The sequence below is a fragment of the Variovorax sp. Varisp85 genome (assembly GCF_047304045.1).
Lineage (GTDB): Bacteria > Pseudomonadota > Gammaproteobacteria > Burkholderiales > Burkholderiaceae_C > Variovorax.
Window position 1 is genome coordinate 66922 of the sequence record NZ_JBGLYN010000020.1, and the last position, 18434, is coordinate 85355.

The 18434-nt window shown below is 69.5% G+C and carries 17 protein-coding genes; 5 read left to right on the forward strand and 12 right to left on the reverse strand.

What is annotated here, in order from left to right; translation table 11 throughout:
• Positions 1–158: 158 nt before the first annotated feature.
• Complete coding sequence (locus ACCC97_RS10845) at positions 159–368, forward strand: hypothetical protein (RefSeq protein ID WP_007838881.1); 210 nt, start codon at positions 159–161, stop codon at positions 366–368.
• Positions 369–401: 33 nt separating this feature from the next.
• Here ACCC97_RS10845 and priA read toward each other — a convergent pair whose 3' ends face one another.
• The 7 genes from priA to ACCC97_RS10880 all read right to left on the reverse strand — a co-directional run bounded on the left by priA (position 402) and on the right by ACCC97_RS10880 (position 10001).
• A complete protein-coding gene (priA, locus tag ACCC97_RS10850; RefSeq protein ID WP_413332767.1) occupies positions 402–2477 on the reverse strand; it encodes a primosomal protein N' in 2076 nt (691 codons plus the stop codon).
• A 475-nt stretch (positions 2478–2952) separates the two neighbouring features.
• On the reverse strand, positions 2953–4062 hold the full coding sequence (hemE, locus tag ACCC97_RS10855; RefSeq protein WP_413332768.1) for a uroporphyrinogen decarboxylase: 1110 nt from the start codon (positions 4060–4062) through the stop codon (positions 2953–2955).
• 64 nt (positions 4063–4126) lie between these two features.
• Complete coding sequence (locus ACCC97_RS10860; RefSeq protein ID WP_007838887.1) at positions 4127–5464, reverse strand: MFS transporter; 1338 nt, start codon at positions 5462–5464, stop codon at positions 4127–4129.
• Positions 5465–5545: 81 nt separating this feature from the next.
• On the reverse strand, positions 5546–6181 hold the full coding sequence (locus ACCC97_RS10865) for a methyltransferase domain-containing protein (RefSeq protein ID WP_007838889.1): 636 nt from the start codon (positions 6179–6181) through the stop codon (positions 5546–5548).
• Between the two features lie 11 nt (positions 6182–6192).
• Positions 6193–6885, reverse strand: coding sequence for a thioredoxin family protein (locus ACCC97_RS10870; RefSeq protein WP_413313588.1), 693 nt, complete (start codon positions 6883–6885; stop codon positions 6193–6195).
• A gap of 93 nt (positions 6886–6978) precedes the next feature.
• On the reverse strand, positions 6979–9198 hold the full coding sequence (locus ACCC97_RS10875) for a protein-disulfide reductase DsbD family protein (RefSeq protein WP_413332774.1): 2220 nt from the start codon (positions 9196–9198) through the stop codon (positions 6979–6981).
• Positions 9199–9242: 44 nt separating this feature from the next.
• The gene (locus ACCC97_RS10880; RefSeq protein ID WP_413313586.1) at positions 9243–10001 is read right to left on the reverse strand and encodes an alanyl-tRNA editing protein; all 759 of its coding nucleotides are present in this window, start codon (positions 9999–10001) and stop codon (positions 9243–9245) included.
• Between the two features lie 130 nt (positions 10002–10131).
• Here ACCC97_RS10880 and ACCC97_RS10885 point away from each other — a divergent pair, with 130 nt between their 5' ends.
• Positions 10132–11475 carry a PQQ-dependent sugar dehydrogenase gene (locus ACCC97_RS10885; RefSeq protein WP_007838899.1) on the forward strand — a complete coding sequence of 448 codons (1344 nt, stop codon included), beginning with the start codon at positions 10132–10134 and terminating at the stop codon, positions 11473–11475.
• A gap of 6 nt (positions 11476–11481) precedes the next feature.
• Here the strand turns inward: ACCC97_RS10885 and ACCC97_RS10890 are convergent, their stop codons facing one another.
• Entirely contained in the window at positions 11482–12036 is a 555-nt protein-coding gene (locus tag ACCC97_RS10890) for a GNAT family N-acetyltransferase (protein WP_007838901.1), read from the reverse strand.
• Between the two features lie 72 nt (positions 12037–12108).
• Between ACCC97_RS10890 and ACCC97_RS10895 the strand changes: the two genes are divergently transcribed.
• Both ACCC97_RS10895 and ACCC97_RS10900 read left to right on the forward strand, forming a co-directional pair.
• On the forward strand, positions 12109–12534 hold the full coding sequence (locus ACCC97_RS10895; protein WP_007838903.1) for a MarR family winged helix-turn-helix transcriptional regulator: 426 nt from the start codon (positions 12109–12111) through the stop codon (positions 12532–12534).
• The gene (locus tag ACCC97_RS10900) at positions 12531–14297 is read left to right on the forward strand and encodes a chloride channel protein (RefSeq protein ID WP_007838905.1); all 1767 of its coding nucleotides are present in this window, start codon (positions 12531–12533) and stop codon (positions 14295–14297) included. The genes ACCC97_RS10895 and ACCC97_RS10900 overlap by 4 nt, the downstream gene beginning before the upstream one ends.
• Position 14298: 1 nt before the next feature.
• Here ACCC97_RS10900 and ACCC97_RS10905 read toward each other — a convergent pair whose 3' ends face one another.
• Positions 14299–15309 carry a zinc-binding alcohol dehydrogenase family protein gene (locus ACCC97_RS10905; RefSeq protein WP_413332769.1) on the reverse strand — a complete coding sequence of 337 codons (1011 nt, stop codon included), beginning with the start codon at positions 15307–15309 and terminating at the stop codon, positions 14299–14301.
• Between the two features lie 86 nt (positions 15310–15395).
• On the opposite strand from ACCC97_RS10905, the gene ACCC97_RS10910 reads away from it, so the two are divergent.
• Positions 15396–16304, forward strand: coding sequence for a LysR family transcriptional regulator (locus ACCC97_RS10910; RefSeq protein WP_007838909.1), 909 nt, complete (start codon positions 15396–15398; stop codon positions 16302–16304).
• An 81-nt stretch (positions 16305–16385) separates the two neighbouring features.
• Here the strand turns inward: ACCC97_RS10910 and ACCC97_RS10915 are convergent, their stop codons facing one another.
• From ACCC97_RS10915 to ACCC97_RS10925, 3 genes are all read right to left on the reverse strand, one after another.
• Entirely contained in the window at positions 16386–17183 is a 798-nt protein-coding gene (locus ACCC97_RS10915) for an SDR family oxidoreductase (protein WP_413332771.1), read from the reverse strand.
• 100 nt (positions 17184–17283) lie between these two features.
• The gene (gene pgaD / locus ACCC97_RS10920) at positions 17284–17865 is read right to left on the reverse strand and encodes a poly-beta-1,6-N-acetyl-D-glucosamine biosynthesis protein PgaD (RefSeq protein ID WP_007838911.1); all 582 of its coding nucleotides are present in this window, start codon (positions 17863–17865) and stop codon (positions 17284–17286) included.
• Positions 17855–18337: a hypothetical protein gene (locus ACCC97_RS10925; RefSeq protein WP_413332773.1), complete on the reverse strand. Its 483-nt coding sequence runs from the start codon at positions 18335–18337 to the stop codon at positions 17855–17857. The genes pgaD and ACCC97_RS10925 overlap by 11 nt, the downstream gene beginning before the upstream one ends.
• Positions 18338–18434 lie beyond the last annotated feature (97 nt).

Here is an 18434-nt window from a genome sequence, read left to right on the forward strand (position 1 = left end):
CAGCGCCGGGGTATGGCGTCAACTCTTTTTTCACAAATTTTCGGGTAGGCCGAGGCAGGCCGTAAGGCATAGCTATCGCTATCACTTCAGATGAATACTTGAGTTTGCAGATGAGCTGCTACAGTGTTTGCAAGTCAAAGATGTGAATGGAGCGCGCGATGGCAATTCTTTCTCGCATCCTGCTGTGGTTGGCCTGGCTCTTCGTGGTCGGCTGGTTCTGGCATGCCGACAGGTTCGGCACCGCCACCGCGATAGCGCTCGCCGCGCTGAGCCTCGTGGTGTTCGCGTGGCCCGGGAGCATCGTGCGGCGCAGGCATGGCGAGCTGCGCTACGTCGACATGGGCAAGGAGCCCGTCGGCCACCACTGAAACCGCGGCTTCAGGGTCGCTGGCGTTCCAGGTTCAGATGCTGTGCGGGTCGACGTCGACCAGCCAGCGGATCACGCCCTTGCCCTCGGGCGTGCGCCGCAGTTCGTGCAACAGCGGCTGCCAGGCGGCCAGCAGGCGCTGCAGCGCCGCCCGCGAGGGGCTTTCGATCAGCATCTGCGCACGCTCCACGTTCGCCACGCGCTGGATCGCCAGCGGCACGGCCGGGTAGCGCGTGACGAGCTCGGCACCCGGCAGCGCCTCGGCCTTGTCCGCGGCCGTGTTCAGGAAGCCCTGCGCCACCGGCTGCTCGCGCGCGTCGGCCCGCAGCAGCGCCTGGAACGCGAACGGCGGCATGCCGGCGGCGCGGCGCTCGTCGAGCTGCTGCTGCGCGAAGCTGGCGTAGTCGTGCCTGCGCAGCGCCATGAACAGCGGGTGCTGCGCATGGTGCGTCTGGATCCACATCTCGGCCTTGGCGCCTTGCGCGGCGAGGTAGGCGGCGTCGCGGCCTGCGCGGCCGGCCGACTGCATCAGCAGGCTGAACAGCCGCTCAGGCGCGCGGAAGTCGCTGGAGAACAGCGCACCGTCGGGGTTCACCGCGGCCACCAGCGTGATGCGGCGGAAGTCGTGGCCCTTGGCGATCATCTGCGTGCCGACCAGCACGTCGACCTCGCCCGCGTGAACGGCCGCGAGCTGCGATTCGAGCGCGCCCTGTTTCTTTGTGCTGTCGGCGTCGATGCGCGCGATGCGCACCGCACTGCCGTCCGGGTGCTTCACGCCTGCGAACAGCTCGGCCAGGTGTTCTTCGAGCCGTTCCGTGCCGCGGCCCACAGGCGCGATGTCGGGGTTGCCGCAGGCCGGGCAGGCGCGCGGCACGCGCTCGGTGAAGCCGCAGTGGTGGCAGCGCAGCGTGCGGTCGATCTTGTGGAACACGCGGTAGGCGCTGCAGTGCGGGCACTCGCTCTTCCAGCCGCAGTCGCCGCAGGCCAGCACCGGCGCATAGCCGCGCCGGTTCAGGAAGATCATGCTCTGCTCGCCGCGCGCGATGCGCTGGCCGATGGCGTCGAGCAGCGCGGCGGAAATCACCGTTTTCGGCGGCTGCAGGTTCATGTCGACGAGCCGCACGGCGGGCAGCTCACCGGCGCCGATGCGCGAGGGCATGGCCAGCCGCACGTAGCGCCCGCCCGGGTCGTCGCCCTCGGCGGGCCGGCTCTGGTGCCAGCTCTCGAGCGAGGGCGTGGCCGAGCCCAGGATCACCTTGGCCTTCTCGCGCTGGCCGCGCCACACGGCGAGGTCGCGCGCCGAATAGCGCGCGCCTTCCTGCTGCTTGTAGCTCGGGTCGTGCTCCTCGTCGACCACGATGAGCTTCAGCCCCGGGATCGACGCGAACACCGCCATGCGCGTGCCCAGCACGATGCGCGCCGCGCCGCCGTGCGCCGCCAGCCAGCTCGCGAGCCGCTGCGGATTCGTCATGCCGCTGTGCAGCGACACCACGGCCTCGTCGCCGAAGCGGGCCTTGAAGCGGGCTTCGAGCTGCGGTGTGAGGTTGATCTCGGGCACCATCACCAGCGCCTGCGCCTCGGGGTCGCGCGCGAGCAGGTCGGCTACGCAGCGCAGGTAGACCTCGGTCTTGCCGCTGCCGGTGCTGCCGACCAGCAGGAAGGTGCCCGTTTCTGCCTCGATGCGCGCCAGCGCGGCGGTCTGCTCCGCGCTCAGCGCGATCAGGTTGGCGGATTCGGCCGTCTCGGCCACCGGCCCGGCCGCTGTCCTGCGCTTGAGCCGGCGCGCCAGCTGCGCGGTCGACAGGTCGCGCAGCTGCGGCGGCAGCGCGGCCAGCGCGATCTCGCCGATCGAGCGCTGGTAGTAGCGCGCGGCAAAGGCCACCAGGTCGCGCCAGGCCTCGCCCAGCGGGGCCAGTGCGTCGAGCGCCGCGCCCACGGGCTTCAGCGCCATGTCGGGCTCGGCGCCCACCAGCGAAACCGGCTCGTTCCAGACCACGCCCAGCACCTCGCGCTTGCCCAGCGGCACCCGCACCAGCGTGCCCGGCACCAGCGGCTCGGTGCCGGCGTAGCTCAGCAGGTCGCCGAGCGCGGCATGCGCGGGCGTCTGCACCGCGATGTCGAGCCGCCACGGCAGGGCCGGCGAAGCGCCGTCCGTCGTCTGGTGAGCCCCGCCGAGGGGTGAGCCGGCTGTGGAGATGAGCGGTCCTTCTTGGAAAGGTTTGTTAATGCGACTTTGAGCAAAAGCGCTTAAGTCGTTGATTTGTCTGGGCTTTGAGGCCCATCCAGAGTTTCTGTGGATAACTTTGTTGACAAGCGGGCTCGACTCGCTGCGAGGCCTTGAAAATCAAGGCTCTGGCTGGAATGCCCGGAAAAAAAGCAAAGTTCAAATCCTATATAAATCAACAACTTAGATTCGCTATTTCTTTAGGAGCAAAGAAAGAGGCCACTCAGATAATCTTGCGCGGTGCAACACCTGTTTTGTGCATAAGTCAGCGCTGATAGACCGTTTTTGTGCTTGACAAACGGCTGCGAACCCACTTTCGGGCAGGCCTGGCGCCATCGCCGGCCCGCCTCGGGTGACGACTTCAACTGCGCAGCGCGCGCGACTGGGCGTGCACCGCCTGCACCAGCGCCGCCACATGCTCCGGAGGCGTGAACTGGCTGATGCCATGGCCCAGGTTGAAGATGTGGGTCGGGCCCTTGGCGTTGCGGTCGGCATGGGGCTTGCCGAAGGCGTTCAGCACCTTCGCCACCTCGGCCTCGATCTGCGCGGGCGGCGCGAACAGCACGTTGGGGTCGATGTTGCCCTGCAGCGCCTTGGCCTTGCCGTCGGTGCCTTCAGCGATCTGCCTGCGCGCGGTGGCGAGGTTCACGGTCCAGTCGACGCCGAGCACTTCGCAGTCGAGCTCGCGCATGGCGTCGAGCCACAGGCCACCGCCCTTGGTGAACACGATGCGCGGCACGGGCTGGCCGTCGGCGCCGGTGCGTTTGAGGCCGGCCAGCACGCGGGCTGTGTAGGCGAGGCTGAATTCCTGGAACGCGCCGTCGGCCAGCACGCCGCCCCAGCTGTCGAACACCATCACGGCCTGCGCGCCGGCGTCGATCTGGGCGTTGAGGTAGGCGGCCACCGAGTCGGCATTCACGGCCAGCAGGCGGTGCATGAGGTCGGGGCGTCCGTAGAGCATGCTCTTCACGAGGCGGTAGTCGCTGGAACCCGCGCCTTCCACCATGTAGCAGGCCAGCGTCCACGGGCTGCCCGAGAAGCCGATCAGCGGCACGCGGCCGTCCAGCGCCTTGCGGATCGAGGCCACGGCATCGAACACGTAGCGCAGCTTGTCCATGTCGGGCACTTCGAGCGCGGCGACGGCCGCCTCGTCGCGCACCGGGTGCGCGAAGCGCGGGCCCTCGCCGGCCTCGAACGACAGGCCCAGGCCCATCGCGTCGGGCACCGTCAGGATGTCGGAGAACAGGATGGCCGCGTCCAGCGGGTAGCGCGCCAGCGGCTGCAGCGTGACCTCGGTGGCGTAGTCGGTGTTGGTCGCCAGCCCCATGAAGCTGCCCGCCTTGGCGCGCGTGGCGACGTACTCCGGCAGGTAGCGGCCGGCCTGGCGCATGAGCCAGACGGGTGTGTGGTCGGTGGCCTGGCGCCAGCAGGCTCGCAGGAAGGTGTCGTTTTGCAGGGGGGCGAAAGGCATTCCGCGATTGTCGCAGGGGTGTGTCCCGGCTCCCCGCAGCCCGGCCTATCGCCTATCGATGCGCTCAGACCACCGGCACGCGCCGCGCATCGGCCGGGTCCACGTTGCGCCGGTACAGCAGCAGCGTCGCAATCAGCCCGCACACCGCGGCGGCCGTCATCCACAGCCCCGGCGCGCCCTTGTCGCCGGTCATCTCGATCAGCCCTGTCGCGATCGCCGGCGTGAAGCCGCCGAACAGCGCCGTCGCCAGGCTGTACGCGAGCGAGAAGCCGGCGGTGCGCACGTTCACCGGCATCACCTCGGTGAGCGCCACGACCATCGCGCCGTTGTAGCTCGCGTAGAGGAACGACAGCCACAGCTCGACCTCGAGCATGCGTACAAAACTCGGCGCGCCGACCAGCCACTTGAGCGACGGGTACGCGGTCAGGATGGTCAGCACCGTGAACAGGATCAGCAGCGGCTTGCGGCCCACGCGGTCCGACAGCGAGCCCATGATCGGCAGCCAGATGAAGTTGGAAATGGCCACGCACAGCGTGACGATCAGCGCGTCGGTCGTGCTCAGGTGCAGCACGGCCTTGCCGAAGGTGGGCGTGTAGACGGTGATCAGGTAGAACGACACGGTGGTCATCGACACCAGCATCATCCCGGCGAGCACGAGGCCCCAGTTGGCGATCATCGACTGGAAGATCTCGCGCGCGTCGGGCCGGTGCTTGCGCGCCATGAACTCCTCGGTCTCCTGCAGCGAGCGGCGGATGATGAACAGCGCCGGCACGATCAGGCAGCCCACGAAGAACGGAATGCGCCAGTAGAAGTCGCCGATCTCCTGCGGCGTGAAGGTCACGTTGAGCCAGTAGCCGAGCGCAGCCGCCACGACGATGGCCACCTGTTGGCTGGCCGACTGCCAGCTCACGTAGAAGCCCTTGCGGCCCGGCGTGGCCATTTCCGACAGGTACACCGACACGCCGCCCAACTCCACGCCGGCCGAGAAGCCCTGCAGCAGCCGGCCGACCAGCACCAGCAGCGGCGCGACGAGGCCGATGGTGGCGTAGGAAGGTACGCAGGCGATCAGCAGCGTGCCGACGGCCATCAGCGCGAGCGTGACGATCAGGCCCTGGCGGCGGCCGACGCGGTCGACGTACGCACCGAGAAAGATCGCGCCCAGCGGCCGCATCAGGAAGCCCGCGCCGAAGGTCATGAACGTGAGCATCAGCGAGGCGAACTCGTTGCCCGCGGGGAAGAACGCCTTCGAGATCTGCGTGGCGTAGAAGCCGAACAGGAAGAAGTCGAACATCTCCATGAAGTTGCCGCCGGTCACGCGCAGGACAGTGGCGAACTTGGAGGAAGAGGCGGAGGAGGCGTGGGCGGCCGTGCCCGGTTGCGCGGCGGTGGGCGCAGGATTCATCTGGTTGTCCCCTTGGGCGATATTGGCGATGTGCTCGCCCGAGGGTAGGTGGGCTTCCCGACCGCTGGCTGACTGTGCGAGTCAGGTAGCTGTCACTGGCAGCGTCACGCGCGAGGCCCGGGCCCCGAGGACGAGGACGCTCCATGTCACATCTGCGCGGCCGAGCATGTCCTCGCGCTGGCCTAGAAACCGGCGCCGCAGACCGTGCGCTTCGGCAAGCTCGCAGGTCTCCTGAGCCGACACCTCGAACATCCGCCGGCCCGCGGGCACGGGGCCATGGCGCAGCGACATTGCAATCTGCCCGCCGTCGGCCACCAGTCCGGCAAGGGCCGCCATCGCGGCGCGGCGTTCCGCGTCGTCGAGGTGCATCCAGACGGCGGTCAGCAGGATCAGGTCGTATCGCTCGCCGAGCGCCCGGGTGCGATGCAGGCCGGGCAGGTGGTCGTCGACCCACTCGATGGGCAGCGCGGCGTGGCGGCGCAGGCCTTCGGCGCGGAGTTCGGCGGTCGGTTCCACGGCCACGACCCGGTGGCCCAGCGCGGCCAGCGCCGCCGCGTCGCGCCCGGCGCCGGCGCCGATGTCGAGCACGCGGGCCGGCGGCGGGGGAAAGAGATGCAGCACCTCGCGGTGTACGTCGGCGAAGTGCAGGCTTTCGTACTGGGTGGCCAGCGCCGCGGCGTTGGCTCCGTATCCGGCGGTGCCCGGGACTTGCGTCATCCGGGTCGGGCTCAGGTCTTGTACTTGATCGAGCAGCCGTAGGGCCGCGTGCTGGCGGCCGAGATCGGCTTGCCGCCGAAGGCCTCGCCCAGTGCCTGGTTCACGTAGTTGGTCGCGGTCTTGATGTCGTCCGCCCGCGCCGAGGCGATGCTGTCGATGCCGCCCGCGTACACCAGCGTGCCCTTGGGGTCGATGATGAAGATGTGCGGCGTGGTGCGCGCGCCGTAGACCTGGCCGATGACGCCGTCCTCGTCCATCAGCACGGCGGTGGGCGCGGCCTTCTGCGACTTCATCCAGGCGTCGAGCGCCTCGGGCTTGAGGTAGTCGGTGGCGGCGCGCTCGGTGGAATTGATGGCCAACCACACCACGCCCTTGTCGGTCGCGGCCTTCTGGGTGGCGGGCATGTTGCCGCTGCCGTAATGCTTGCGCACGAAGGGGCAGCCGGGGTTGGTCCATTCGAGCACCACGAACTTGCCCGCGAAATCGGACAGCTTGTGCTTGGCGCCGCTGGTGTCGACGGCGATGAAATCGGGCGCCTGCTGACCCACCGCGGGCGCGGCGGCGGCATTGGTACCCATCAGGAAGGTGGCGCCGAGCGCCACGGCGGCGGCAACGACCGCACGGCGGGAGGCCCGGCTCAGTGCGGCGCGGGCATGGCGCGCGGCACGGCGGGAGCGCGAGTCTGTGGTTGGCGAAAGAGACATGGCCAGCTTGAACTCCAGAACAAATTCCAAACAACAACTGCAGCTTAGAACGGTTTCTTCAAGTGCATGTGACAACCCATGTCACGCTGGTGGTCAAAGCGCGGCGAGGGCGGCGCGGACTTCGTCCTTTCCCAATATCTCGGTCAGCACGACGGGCGGCTTGCCCGGCGCCTGCAGCACGTACACCGGCACGCCGCTGCGGCCCAGCGCGGTGAGCGCGGCGGTGATGGCGGGGTCGCGCCGGGTCCAGTCGGCGCGCAGCATGGCGACCTTCTTCGCGTCGAAGTCGGCCAGCACCGCGGCATCGGAGAGCGTGCTCTTCTTGTTGTACTGGCAGGTCACGCACCACGCAGCGGTGAAGTCGATGAACACCGGCTGGCCGGCGCCCGACAGCTCGGACACCCGCTCGGCGGACCAGGGCTGCCAGCGCTGGCCGGCAGTGCCGGATGCCGCCGCCAGCCGGGCCGGCTCCACCACCTGCAGCACATTGCGGCCGATGGTGGCGGTCAGCACGGCCGTGAAGCCGATCAGCACGGTGGCGATCACGACCCGCGTGCGCCCGCGCAGCGTGAGCGCCCAGACGATGGCGGCCAGGCACACCAGCAGCGCGAGCAGCGTGCCGGCGCCGTCGATGCCGCTTTGCTGGCCCAGCACCCACACCAGCCACGCCACGGTGGCGAACATCGGAAAGGCGAGCAAGCGGCGCAGCGTGCTCATCCACGGGCCGGGCTTCGGCAGCAGGTACGCCACGGCGGGCACGAAGCCGGCCACGAGGTACGGCAGCGCCAGCCCGAAGCCCAGCGCCGCGAACAGCAGCAGCGCCTGGCCGGCCGGCAGGCCGATGGCGAAACCCAGCGACACGCCCATGAACGGCGCGGTGCAGGGCGAGGCGATGACCACGGCGAGCACGCCCGAGAGAAAGTCGTTGGCCAGCGGGTGCTTGGCCTGCGCGCTGCACACCGACGAGGGCGCGGCGCGGCCGAACTCGAACACGCCCACGAGGTTGAGCCCGATCAGTGTGAACAGCGCCGCCAGCGCAGCGACCACGCCCGGCGACTGCAGCTGGAAGCCCCAGCCCAGCCCGGCGCCGGCCGCGCGCAGCGCGAGCATGCCGCCGCCCAGCGCGAGGAAGGACAGCATCACGCCGCCCGTGTAGGCCAGCCCGGCCTTGCGGTGCGCGCTGGCGTTGCCCGCCTGCCGCGCGAAGCCCAGTACCTTGATCGCGAGGATCGGGAACACGCAGGGCATGAGGTTGAGCAGCAGGCCGCCGATCAGCGCGCCCAGCAGCGCGGCCATGAAGGTGGTCGAGGAGGGCGCCGGAGCATCGCCGGCCGGGGCTGTTGCCTTGGCCGCATTGGCGGTGAGCGCTGCCTGCAGCGCCGGCGACACCTCGGCGCGCGGCGCAGCGCCTGCCGGCCAGGCGCCCGTGACCGGCGCTTCGGCGCGCCAGGCCACCGGCTGGCCGGCCTGCCGGTCGGACTCGGCCAGCGCCACCACCACCGGCATCACCGTGGGGCTCGCGCTGCGCTGATCGGCCAGCGGCAGCGTCGCCGTCCAGGTGCCGCCCTGCCAGGATTGGGTCCAGTCCTTGCCGGAGACGGCCGCGGTGCGGATCACCTCGGGGGTCTCGGGGAAGAAGCCCAGCGTCTTGCCCTGCACGGCGGCGGGCAGGCCTTCGAGGCGCACTTTCAGGTTGTGGCCATCGACCTCGATGGTGCCGGCCTTGGCCAGCGGCTGCGGCTGGGCCGCCAGTGCGGCGTCGAACTCGGCCTTGTGCAGCGCGGTCGAGCCCTGCAGCGGCAGGGGCAGCGTGAACGTGCCTTCTTCGGGGATGCATTCCTTGCGGCAGACCAGCCAGGAAGCCTTGAGCCGGATGTCCATGGCCGGCGTGCCGCCGCCCAGCGCCACCGGCGGCTTGTAGAGCGTCGACACCTCCAGCGGCACCGGCAGCAGCACGGTGTTTTCGTAGCCGTAGTTGGCGAGGTTGCCGACCGGGATCTTCGTCGGCACCGGCCAGGCGATCTCGCCGGTGGACACGCCGGCCGGCAGCGTCCACGCCATCTCGGTGGGAAGGCCCGAATCGCCGGCGTTCTTCCAGTAGGTGTGCCACTCGGGCTGGTGCGTGATCTGCAGGCCGACCCAGACCGGGGCGCCGGGCGCCACGCCGTCGGGGGCGTGGGCGATCAGTTCGGCGCGCACGTGGGGGGTGGTCACCACGGCGCCTGGCTTGGAAGCCAATTGCGCCGCAGCCGGCATGCTGGCTGCGGTGATTGCTATCAGAAGCGTAGCGAAATGGATGCGCGAAAAGATCATGCCGTCAGTCGGAGCATTCAATGGAGGCGAAGTTCCGGGCCGTTTCAGGCCGCCGCAGGGGCCCAGCCCAGCACCACGCGGCGGCTGTTGGCGCTCTTCTTCTCGATCTTGGTGACCATCACCGCCCCGATCTCGGAAGTGTTTGCAACATGCGTGCCGCCACAGGGCTGGAAGTCGATCTGGGCATCGCCGTCGCCGCCGATGCGGATGGTGCGCACCGTGCCCGTGCCGCGCGGCGGCTGCACGCTCATGCTCTTGACCAGCGCGGGGTTGGCGTCGAGTTCCTCGTCGGTGATGGCGCCCACGGTCAGCGGATGGGCCGCTTCGACCAGTTTCGCGAGCCCGGCGGTCAGCGCTTCCTTGTCCAGCGGATCGGTCATGTGGAAGTCGATGCGCGCGTATTCGGGCGTGATGGAGCAGCCGTTCACCGGCACCGGCACGAGGTGGCACAGCAGGTGGGAGGCGGTGTGGAAGCGCATCAGGCGATGGCGGCGCTCCCAGTCGAGGCGGGCGGTCACGGTGTCGCCGGGCTTCAGCGCGGCCAGCAGGTCGGCTTGTTCCGGGGCGGGCACGTGCACGAATTCATTCGTCGGCTGGCCTTCTTCGTTCCTGGCCTTGCGGGTGTCGGCAATGACCAGTTCGCGCCCGTCGGCCAGCGCCAGCACGCCGGTGTCGCCGGCCTGTCCGCCGCCCAGCGGATAGAACACCGTGCGGTCCAGCACGATGCCGGTTTCGTCGATACGCAGGACGCGGGCGTCGCAGGTGCGCAGGTAGGCGTCGGCTCGGAACAGGTCGTCGGTCATCCGGCGATGGTAGCGGCGATGCGCAAATGAGGTGCGCCCACGCCAGAAAGCGCCCGTGGCCGACAACCCCGGGGCTGCCCGGCTGGGGATCATCCGGTGCATGCGGCACCCGGCCGCGCAAGGAATACGCATGACAGCACCGCAGCAAGCATCCGCACTGGCCCTGGCCGCCGCGCTGCTGCTCGTCGCCGGCTGCGGCGAGACCGCCAAGCTGGCCCCGGAGCTCACGACCGGCCCTCGCCCGCAACTGGCCCAGCCGAACAAGACCCTGATTCCCACCGTCAACGTCGCGACCGCCGTCGGCTGGACCGACACCGCCTCGCCCATCCCCGCCGAAGGCCTGCAGGTGACGGCGCTGGCACGCGGCCTCGACCATCCGCGCTGGGTCTATACCCTGCCCAACGGCGACATCCTCGTGGCCGAGAGCAACAAGCCGCCCAAGCCGGGCGGCAGCAGCGACGGCGGTAGCGGCGTGGTCGCGAAGGTGCGCAACTGGGTCATGGGCAAGCTCATGGCCCGCGCCGGCGCGGGCGTGCCCAGCGCCAACCGCATCACCCTGCTGCGCGACGCCGACGGCGACGGCCTCGCCGAGGTGAAGCAGGTGTTCATGACCAACCTGATGTCGCCGTACGGCATGGCGCTGGTCGGCAACGAACTCTTCATCGCCAATGCCGACGCGTTGGTGAAGGTGCCGTATACCGAGGGCCAGACCTCCATCCGCGCCAACCCGACGCTGGTGACGCAGCTGCCCGCCGGCATCAACCACCACTGGACCAAGAACGTCATCGCCAATGCCGACGGCAGCAAGCTCTATGTGACGGTCGGCTCCAACAGCAACATCGGCGAGAACGGCCTCGCGGCTGAAGAGGGCCGTGCCGCCATCTGGGAAGTCGACACGAAGAGCGGCGAGAAGCGCCTGTTCGCGAGCGGCCTGCGCAACCCCAACGGCATGGGCTGGGACCCGGACACGAAGGCGCTGTGGACCGTGGTGAACGAGCGCGACGAGATCGGCAGCGACCTCGTGCCCGACTACCTCACCTCGGTGAAGGACGGCGCCTTCTACGGCTGGCCCTGGAGCTACTACGGCGGCATCGTCGACGCCCGCGTCACGCCGCAGAACCCCGAGATGACGGCCAAGGCCATCGCGCCCGACTACGCGCTGGGCGCGCACGTCGCGCCGCTCGGCATGGCCTTCTCGCGGCCGGGCGGCATGCCCGACCAGTTCGCCAACGGCGTCTTCATCGGCGAGCATGGCTCGTGGAACCGCAAGCCCAAGTCGGGCTACAAGGTGGTGTTCGTGCCCTTCATCGGAGGCAAGCCCAGCGGGCCGCCGGTCGATGTGCTGACCGGCTTCCTGACCGCCGACGAAAAGGCGCAGGGCCGGCCGGTGGGCGTGGCGCTCGACAAGGGCGGGGCACTGCTGGTGGCCGACGATGTCGGCAACGCCGTGTGGCGGGTGTCGAGGGCGAAGTAGCTTTCTTCAGCGCTGCGGTCGGGCGATGCGGTAGAGCCTGTGCCGGCGCAGTGCGTGTCCTTCGGGCACCAGCGGATGGTCGAAGGCGCCGGCCACGTCTTCCTTCATGCCGATGCGCTCCATCACCGCGCTCGAGCGGGTGTTGTTCCAGGCGGTGAAGGCGACGATCTCGTCCAGCCCGATCCGCTCGAAGCCGACCTGCAGCGCAGCGCGTGCGGCCTCGCTCGCGAAACCCTGGCCCCACCAGCCGCGCCCGAATCGCCAGCCGATCTCGACGCACGGCGAGAACGCAAGCGTGACCGCCGGTGAGTTCAGGCCGGTGAAGCCCATGAACCCGCCGGACGCCTTGTGCTCCACCGCCCACAAGCCCCAGCCGTTTTCCGCGAAGCGCGCGCGGATGCGATCGGCCAGCGCATCGCTGTCGGCGCGCGTGGGCAGCGGCAGCAGGAACTCCATCACCTGCGGGTCGCAAGCCAGCGCGAAGAAGGGCGCCAGATCGCTCTCGCGCCACTGGCGCAAGCGCAGGCGCGGAGTGTCGAACTCGATGGGGTCGGCGGTCATGCACCCATTGTGTCGCACGGTATATATGTCACGACGTGATATATTTCGGCCATTCCGGCATCTCCCCTCGTCATGGCTTCCACCCCCCGCAAGCTCGCCAAGAAAGACTTCGAGGCGCTTTCCCAGTTCCGCTACCAGATGCGCCGCTTCGAGCGCTTCTCCGAGCGCGCCGCGCAGGCCGAGGGCCTCACGCCGCAGCAATACCTGGTGCTGCTGCACATCAAGGGCGTGCCCGGCCGCGACTGGGCCTCGGTGGGCGAGATCGCCGAACGCTTGCAGCTGCAGCCGCACGGCGCGGTTGCGCTCGTCACGCGCTGCGAAGCGCTCGGACTGGTGCAGCGCCGGCCCAGCGAAACGGACCGCCGGCAGGTCGAGGTGCACCTGCTCGCCGAGGGCGAGAAGCTGCTGCTGCGGCTGGCCGAGCTCCACCGCGCGGAACTGCGCTCGCTCAAGGGCGTGTTCGACGTGCCGCAAATCGATCTTCCGGAAATTCCATGAGCTCCAAAGCCAACTCCCATCCGCCGCGCGGCGACTTCGCGCTCAACACGCGCCTCATGCGCATCACCGTCATGGCGGCCGTCATCGGCGCCGTCAGCACCGTGGCCGCGCGCGTGCTGCTCGACCTGATCCGCTTCTTCACCAACCTGTTCTTCTTCCAGACTTTCTCGCTGGCCGACCGTTCGCCGGCCACGCACACGCTGGGCGCCTGGGTCATCGTGGTGCCGGTGATAGGCGGTCTGATCGTCGGCCTGGTCGCGCGCTACGGTTCCGACAAGATCCGCGGCCACGGCATTCCCGAGGCCATCGAGGCGATCCTGTTTGGCAAGAGCAAGATGTCGCCGAAGGTCGCGCTGCTCAAGCCGCTGTCCTCGGGCATCGTGATCGGCAGCGGCGGCCCGTTCGGCGCCGAAGGGCCGATCATCATGACCGGGGGCGCCATCGGCTCGCTGATCGCGCAGCACTTTCATCTCACGGCGGCCGAGCGCAAGGCGCTGCTGGTGGCGGGCGCCACGGCCGGCATGACGGCCGTGTTCGGCACGCCCGTGGCGGCGGTGCTGCTGGCCGTCGAACTGCTGCTGTTCGAGCTGCGCCCGCGCAGCCTGCTGCCGGTGGCCGTGGCCTGCGCGGTGGCGGGCTTCGCGCGGCCGTTGCTGATGGACGCCGGCCCGCTGTTCCCGCTGCAGACGGCCGTGCCCGGCCCGCTCGCCATGCTGTCGTGCGTGATCGCCGGCGTGCTGTGCGGCGCGCTGTCGGCATCGTTGTCGATCTCGCTTTACAAGGTGGAAGACTGGTTCGGCAAGCTGCCGCTGCACTGGATGTGGTGGCCCGCCATCGGCGGCCTCGCGGTCGGCATCGGCGGCTGGCTGCAGCCGCGTGCGCTGGGCGTGGGCTACGACGTGATCGGGGACCTGCTGCACAACCACCTCGCGCTCGGCGTGGTGATCGCGCTGCTGGCGGTGAAGGCCGTCATCTGGGTCATCTCGCTGGGCTCGGGCACCTCGGGTGGCGTGCTGGCGCCGCTGCTGATGATGGGCGCCGGCCTGGGCGTGGTGCTCTCGCACATCCTGCCGGGCAACGACCCGATGCTGTGGCCGCTGGTCTGCATGGCGGCCACGCTGGGCGGCGTGATGCGTGCGCCGCTCACCGCCACCATCTTCGCCTTCGGGCTCACGCACGACAGCAATGCGCTGCTGCCGCTGCTGACCACCTCTGCCGTGGCCTACGGCTTCACGGTGCTCACGATGCGCCGCTCGATCCTCACCGAGAAAATCGCGCGCCGCGGCTATCACATTTACCGCGAGTACGGCATCGATCCGCTGGAGCGGCATTCGGTCGAGGAGGTGATGACGCGCGAGGTGCGCAGCATCGACGCGGCCATGCCGGTGGCGCAGGCTCTGTTCAGCTACTTCGGCGAAGGGCAGGCGCACCGTGCGTTCCCCGTGCTGCGCAACGGCGCGGTGATCGGCGTGGCCGACCGCGCGATGCTGGCCGCGCGCGGTACGTGCGACCCGATCGCGACCGTGGGCGATGCCTGCGCCGACGCGCCGCTGTACTTCGCGCTGCCTGGCGAGAACTGCCGCGCCGTCGCGACCCGGCTCGCGCGCCACCGGCTCGAACGGCTGCCGGTGGTGAAGGACGCGCAATCGCTCGCGCTGGCCGGCATCGTGGCGCGCAGCGACCTCATCAAGCCTTCGCTCGCGCACTTCGACGAGGAAGAAAAGCGCGAGCGCATGCGCGGGCTGCCGTGGCAGTCCACGTAGCTCAGAACCCGGCCAGCACGACTTTCCCTTGCGCCTTGCCGCTCTCGATGAGCGCATGCGCCTTCTTCAGGTTCGCCGCATTGATGGTGCCGAAGCTCGCATTGGCGGTGGTGCGGACGCGGCCCGCGTCGACCAGCGCCGCAACCTCCGCCAGCAGCGCGCCTTGCTCGGCGACGTCCGGCGTCTCGAAGCGCGAGCGCGCGAACATCATTTCCCAGTGCAGCGAGATGCACTTGGTCTTCAGCGGCATCGCATCGAGCATCTTCATGTCGTCGATCACCGCGATCTGGCCCTGGGGCTTGAGGCTCTCGATGATCTGCGCGTAGTGCTGCTCGGTCTGCGTGAGGCTGGCGACCATGTCGACTTCGCCGATGCCGGCCGCCTTGAGCTCGGCCGCGAGCGGCTTCGAGTGGTCGATGACGGTGTGCGCGCCGAGCGCCAGGCACCATTCGCGCGTTTCGGCGCGCGAGGCGGTGGCGACGACGCGCAGCTTCGTGAGCTGGCGCGCGAGCTGGATCAGGATCGAGCCCACGCCGCCCGCGCCGCCGGTGATCAGCAGCGTCTGGCCTCCGCCGCCGCCCTTGGGCACCCGCAGGCGGTCGAACAGCAGTTCATACGCGGTGATGGTGGTCAGCGGCAGCGCGGCGGCCTGCGAGTCGTCGAGGGTCTTCGGCGCGATCGCCGCGATGCGCTCGTCCACCGCATGCAGTTCGGCGTTGGCACCCGGGCGGACGATCGAGCCCGCGTAGTAGACGCGGTCGCCCACCTTGAAGTTCTTCACGCCGCTGCCGATGGCCTCGACCGTGCCCACGGCATCCCAGCCCAGCACCTTGGCCTGGCCGGCCTCGGGTGCGGCGTTCTTGCGGACCTTGGTGTCCACGGGGTTGACCGACACCGCCTTCACGCGCACCAGCAGGTCCCGCGGGCCGGCCACGGGGGCGGGCAACTCGATGTCCTGCAGCGATTCGGGGTTGTCGATGGGAAGGGGCTGGTAGTAGCCGACGGCTTTCATGGGGAGGAACCTTTCAGTGACGATGCCTGAACTGTAGGATTGCAAGGAAGGTTTGATAAGGCGGCTTGAATCAGCAACACTTTCAAATGAAGATTGAAAATCTCTCCGACCTGCAGGTACTGGTGCAGACAGCGCGCGGCGGCACGCTCACGGCGGCGGCGCATGCGCTGGGCATCACGCCCGCGGCCGCCAGCGCCACGCTCAAGCGGCTGGAGGCACAGCTCGGCGCGCGCCTGTTCGAGCGCTCCACGCGCGCCATGCGCCTCACGCCGCAGGGCCAGACGCTGCTCGACTACGCGGTGCGCGCCTTCGAGCTGCTGGACGAGGGCGAGTCGCTCGTCACGGCCGACCGCGGCGATCTGGTCGGCACCTTGCGGGTGGCTTCGCCCTCGGACCTCACGCGCAGCACGCTGCTGCCGTGGTTCGACGAATTCCTGGCGCTGCATCCCGGCGTGCAGCTCTCGCTGTCGGTCGGCGACCGTCCGCTGGACGTGATGCGCGACGAGGTCGATGTGGCGTTGCGCTACGGTGCGCTGGCCGATTCGCGCCTGGTGGCGCGGCCCTTCGCGCTGACCAACCCGGTGCTCACGGCGTCACCGGGCTACCTGCGCCGCCATCCCGCGCCGAAGGTGCCGCAAGACCTGGTGCACCACAACTGCCTGATCTTCAACCGCTCGGGGCGCCGCCACCGCGTCTGGCGCTTCGCGCAGAACGGCCAGTGGACCGAAGTGCGCGTGAACGGCAACCGCAGCGTGGACGACGCCTCGCTCGCGCGCGAATGGACGGTGGCGGGCTACGGCGTGTCGCTCAAGTCCGCGCTCGACGTGCGCAACGACATCCGCGAAGGCCGCCTCGTGCGCCTGCTGCCCGACTGGGAGACGGAGCCCTACCCGCTGCATGCGCTGCTGCCGAGCGGGCGCTTCGTGCCCGCGCGCGTGCGGGCGTTCGTCGATTTCCTGGCGCTGAAGTTCGAGGCGTTGCAGGCTGTTGCCTGAGTAAGGAGGCTGCTCCGGATCGGCTCCCTCTCCCTCCTGGAGAGGGTTGGGGTGAGGGCGGCGGCGCTTGAAACCGCGCCTTCAGATCATCGGCGTCACCGCGCCGTCCATCGCCACGATGGCGCCCGTCACGTAGCTCGCCTTCGGTGACGCGAGGAAGACCACCGTGCTGGCGATTTCCTCGGGCGTCGCGATGCGCCCCAGCGGCAGGCGTGCCTTGGCGCGCGCAAGCGCCTCGTCGGTGCCGATGCCCTGCAGCTTCGCGTCGGCCTTCATGCCTTCCTGCAGCCGTTCGGTCAGCGTGAGCCCCGGGTTCACCGCGTTCACGCGCACGCCCTTGGCGGCATAGGCCGCGGCCATGCCGGCACTCACCAGCATCAGCGCTGCATTGGCCGCGCCGCCGGCCATGTGCACCGGGCTCGCGACCTTGCCGCCCTGGCCGATCACGTTGACGATGGCGCCGCGGCCGCGCTGGCCCATGCGCTTCACCACAGGGTCGATCATGTGGATGTAGGTGAAGTATTTCGCGTCCATCGCGTCGTGCCACGACGCGGCCGTCAGTTCGTCGGGCGGGGTGCGGCGCGCGGCGCCGGCCGAGTTGACGAGCACGTCGACCGCACCGAACACCTGCTCGGCCGCGTCGAGCGCGGCCACGGCGCCGGCCGGGTCCTTGAGGTCGGCCGCATGCACCGAGATCCGGCCTTCGGCCTGCGCGAAGGCATCCACCAGCATCCTGCGGCCCTGTTCCAGATTGGCGAGATCGCGCGACACGAGGCTCACGCGTGCGCCTTCGCGCAGGAAGCCCAGCGCGCACGCCAGGCCGATGCCCTTGCTGCCGCCGGTGACGAGAGCGTGCTGGTCCTGGAGCTGGAGATCCATGAAAGAGTCCTTGATGGAGAGTGGAGTGTGGCGGTGATTGAAGCACCGCCGCGAAACCCCTGCACGGATGCGGCCGTATGCCGCCGTGCCCCGTCCGGCGTCAGTGCCCCGCGGCCGCGCGCTGCAGCGGCTCGGGCTCCAGCGCTCCCGGCGCGGTGTCCGTGGCGTCGCGCAGGTGGCCGTTGTTGTCGTGGTGCACCAGCAGCTGCCGCGCGCGCTGCCAGGCCGACAGCCGCGCCGGCGGCACCTCGATGTAGGAGGCCAGCGCGAACAGCGACGACTGTTCCTGGTCCGGCGGCGTCTCGCGCGTCTGCTGGCGGCGGCGCAGCGGCGCCATCACCAGCATCGAGACCAGGATCACGCCGATCGCGATGGCATAGAAACCGAGCAGCTGCATCACCTCGGGCTGCGAGCGCGCGCCGAGCACATAGGGCCATGCGTACCAGATCGCGCAGAGCCAGACGCCGAGGGTGACCGCCGGGCGCAGCACGCGCAGCCACAGATACATGGCCAGCGTGCGCAGTGGCGAGCGGCCCGTGCCGAAGGCGCGCAGCGGGATTCGTGCAGCGTCGATGATCGGCTCGTCCACCGCGGGCTGTCCCCAGGAGCGCTGGCGGCTCGGCGGCGGCTTGTCGTCGTGCGTCTCGTGCAGGCGGCTTTGGGCATGGGTCTCAGGGCGCATCGGAAACTCCTCGGTCGGGGCTCGTCCACACCGCGCGCTTGCCGCGGCGGCGTATCAGAGCATTGGGAAGGGCGATGACGGTGGTCGCCATCGTGATGATCCAGAAGGCGATCGGGTACCAGATCGTTCCGGCGAAATAGCGCATCAGGTCGCGGTCGTAGCGGCGGTCGATCCACAGGCTCAGCAGCATCTGCAGGATGCAGGTCATGGCCAGCAGCGTGCCTTGCCAGTGCGGCAGCAGCGCCGAATGCCAGGACGAGTTCGCCGGCAGCAGCGGCCGCACGAGGCCGATCACCAGCACCGCTGCCATGCAATAGGCCCACACCACGCTGGTCATGTACTCCAGGTAGATCGGCCACATCCGCCAGTGGCGCGGCCGCAGGATGCGCGAGGTGTAGCGCAGCATGGTCTGGATGCCGCCGACGGCCCAGCGCAGGCGCTGTTTCCAGAGGCCGCGCAAGGTCTCGGGCATCAGGATCCAGCACAGCGCGCGCGGGGGGGGGCGCCCCCGGGCCCCCCCCCCCGGGGGGGGGCCGCGGCAGGGGGGGGGGGGGGGGGGGTGGGGGGGG

Bases quoted from the DNA above. Each gene is read 5' to 3' on its own strand.
- ACCC97_RS10905 (WP_413332769.1), bottom strand. From the start codon at position 15,309: ATGAAAGCCGTCGGCTACTACCAGCCCCTTCCCATCGACAACCCCGAA.
- ACCC97_RS10910 (WP_007838909.1), top strand. From the start codon at position 15,396: ATGAAGATTGAAAATCTCTCCGACCTGCAGGTACTGGTGCAGACAGCG.
- ACCC97_RS10870 (WP_413313588.1), bottom strand. From the start codon at position 6,885: ATGTCTCTTTCGCCAACCACAGACTCGCGCTCCCGCCGTGCCGCGCGC.
- ACCC97_RS10885 (WP_007838899.1), top strand. From the start codon at position 10,132: ATGACAGCACCGCAGCAAGCATCCGCACTGGCCCTGGCCGCCGCGCTG.
- pgaD (WP_007838911.1), bottom strand. From the start codon at position 17,865: ATGCGCCCTGAGACCCATGCCCAAAGCCGCCTGCACGAGACGCACGAC.
- ACCC97_RS10845 (WP_007838881.1), top strand. From the start codon at position 159: ATGGCAATTCTTTCTCGCATCCTGCTGTGGTTGGCCTGGCTCTTCGTG.
- ACCC97_RS10875 (WP_413332774.1), bottom strand. From the start codon at position 9,198: ATGATCTTTTCGCGCATCCATTTCGCTACGCTTCTGATAGCAATCACC.
- ACCC97_RS10880 (WP_413313586.1), bottom strand. From the start codon at position 10,001: ATGACCGACGACCTGTTCCGAGCCGACGCCTACCTGCGCACCTGCGAC.
- ACCC97_RS10860 (WP_007838887.1), bottom strand. From the start codon at position 5,464: ATGAATCCTGCGCCCACCGCCGCGCAACCGGGCACGGCCGCCCACGCC.
- ACCC97_RS10890 (WP_007838901.1), bottom strand. From the start codon at position 12,036: ATGACCGCCGACCCCATCGAGTTCGACACTCCGCGCCTGCGCTTGCGC.
- ACCC97_RS10925 (WP_413332773.1), bottom strand. From the start codon at position 18,337: ATGCCCGAGACCTTGCGCGGCCTCTGGAAACAGCGCCTGCGCTGGGCC.
- ACCC97_RS10915 (WP_413332771.1), bottom strand. From the start codon at position 17,183: ATGGATCTCCAGCTCCAGGACCAGCACGCTCTCGTCACCGGCGGCAGC.
- ACCC97_RS10900 (WP_007838905.1), top strand. From the start codon at position 12,531: ATGAGCTCCAAAGCCAACTCCCATCCGCCGCGCGGCGACTTCGCGCTC.
- hemE (WP_413332768.1), bottom strand. From the start codon at position 4,062: ATGCCTTTCGCCCCCCTGCAAAACGACACCTTCCTGCGAGCCTGCTGG.
- ACCC97_RS10895 (WP_007838903.1), top strand. From the start codon at position 12,109: ATGGCTTCCACCCCCCGCAAGCTCGCCAAGAAAGACTTCGAGGCGCTT.
- ACCC97_RS10865 (WP_007838889.1), bottom strand. From the start codon at position 6,181: ATGACGCAAGTCCCGGGCACCGCCGGATACGGAGCCAACGCCGCGGCG.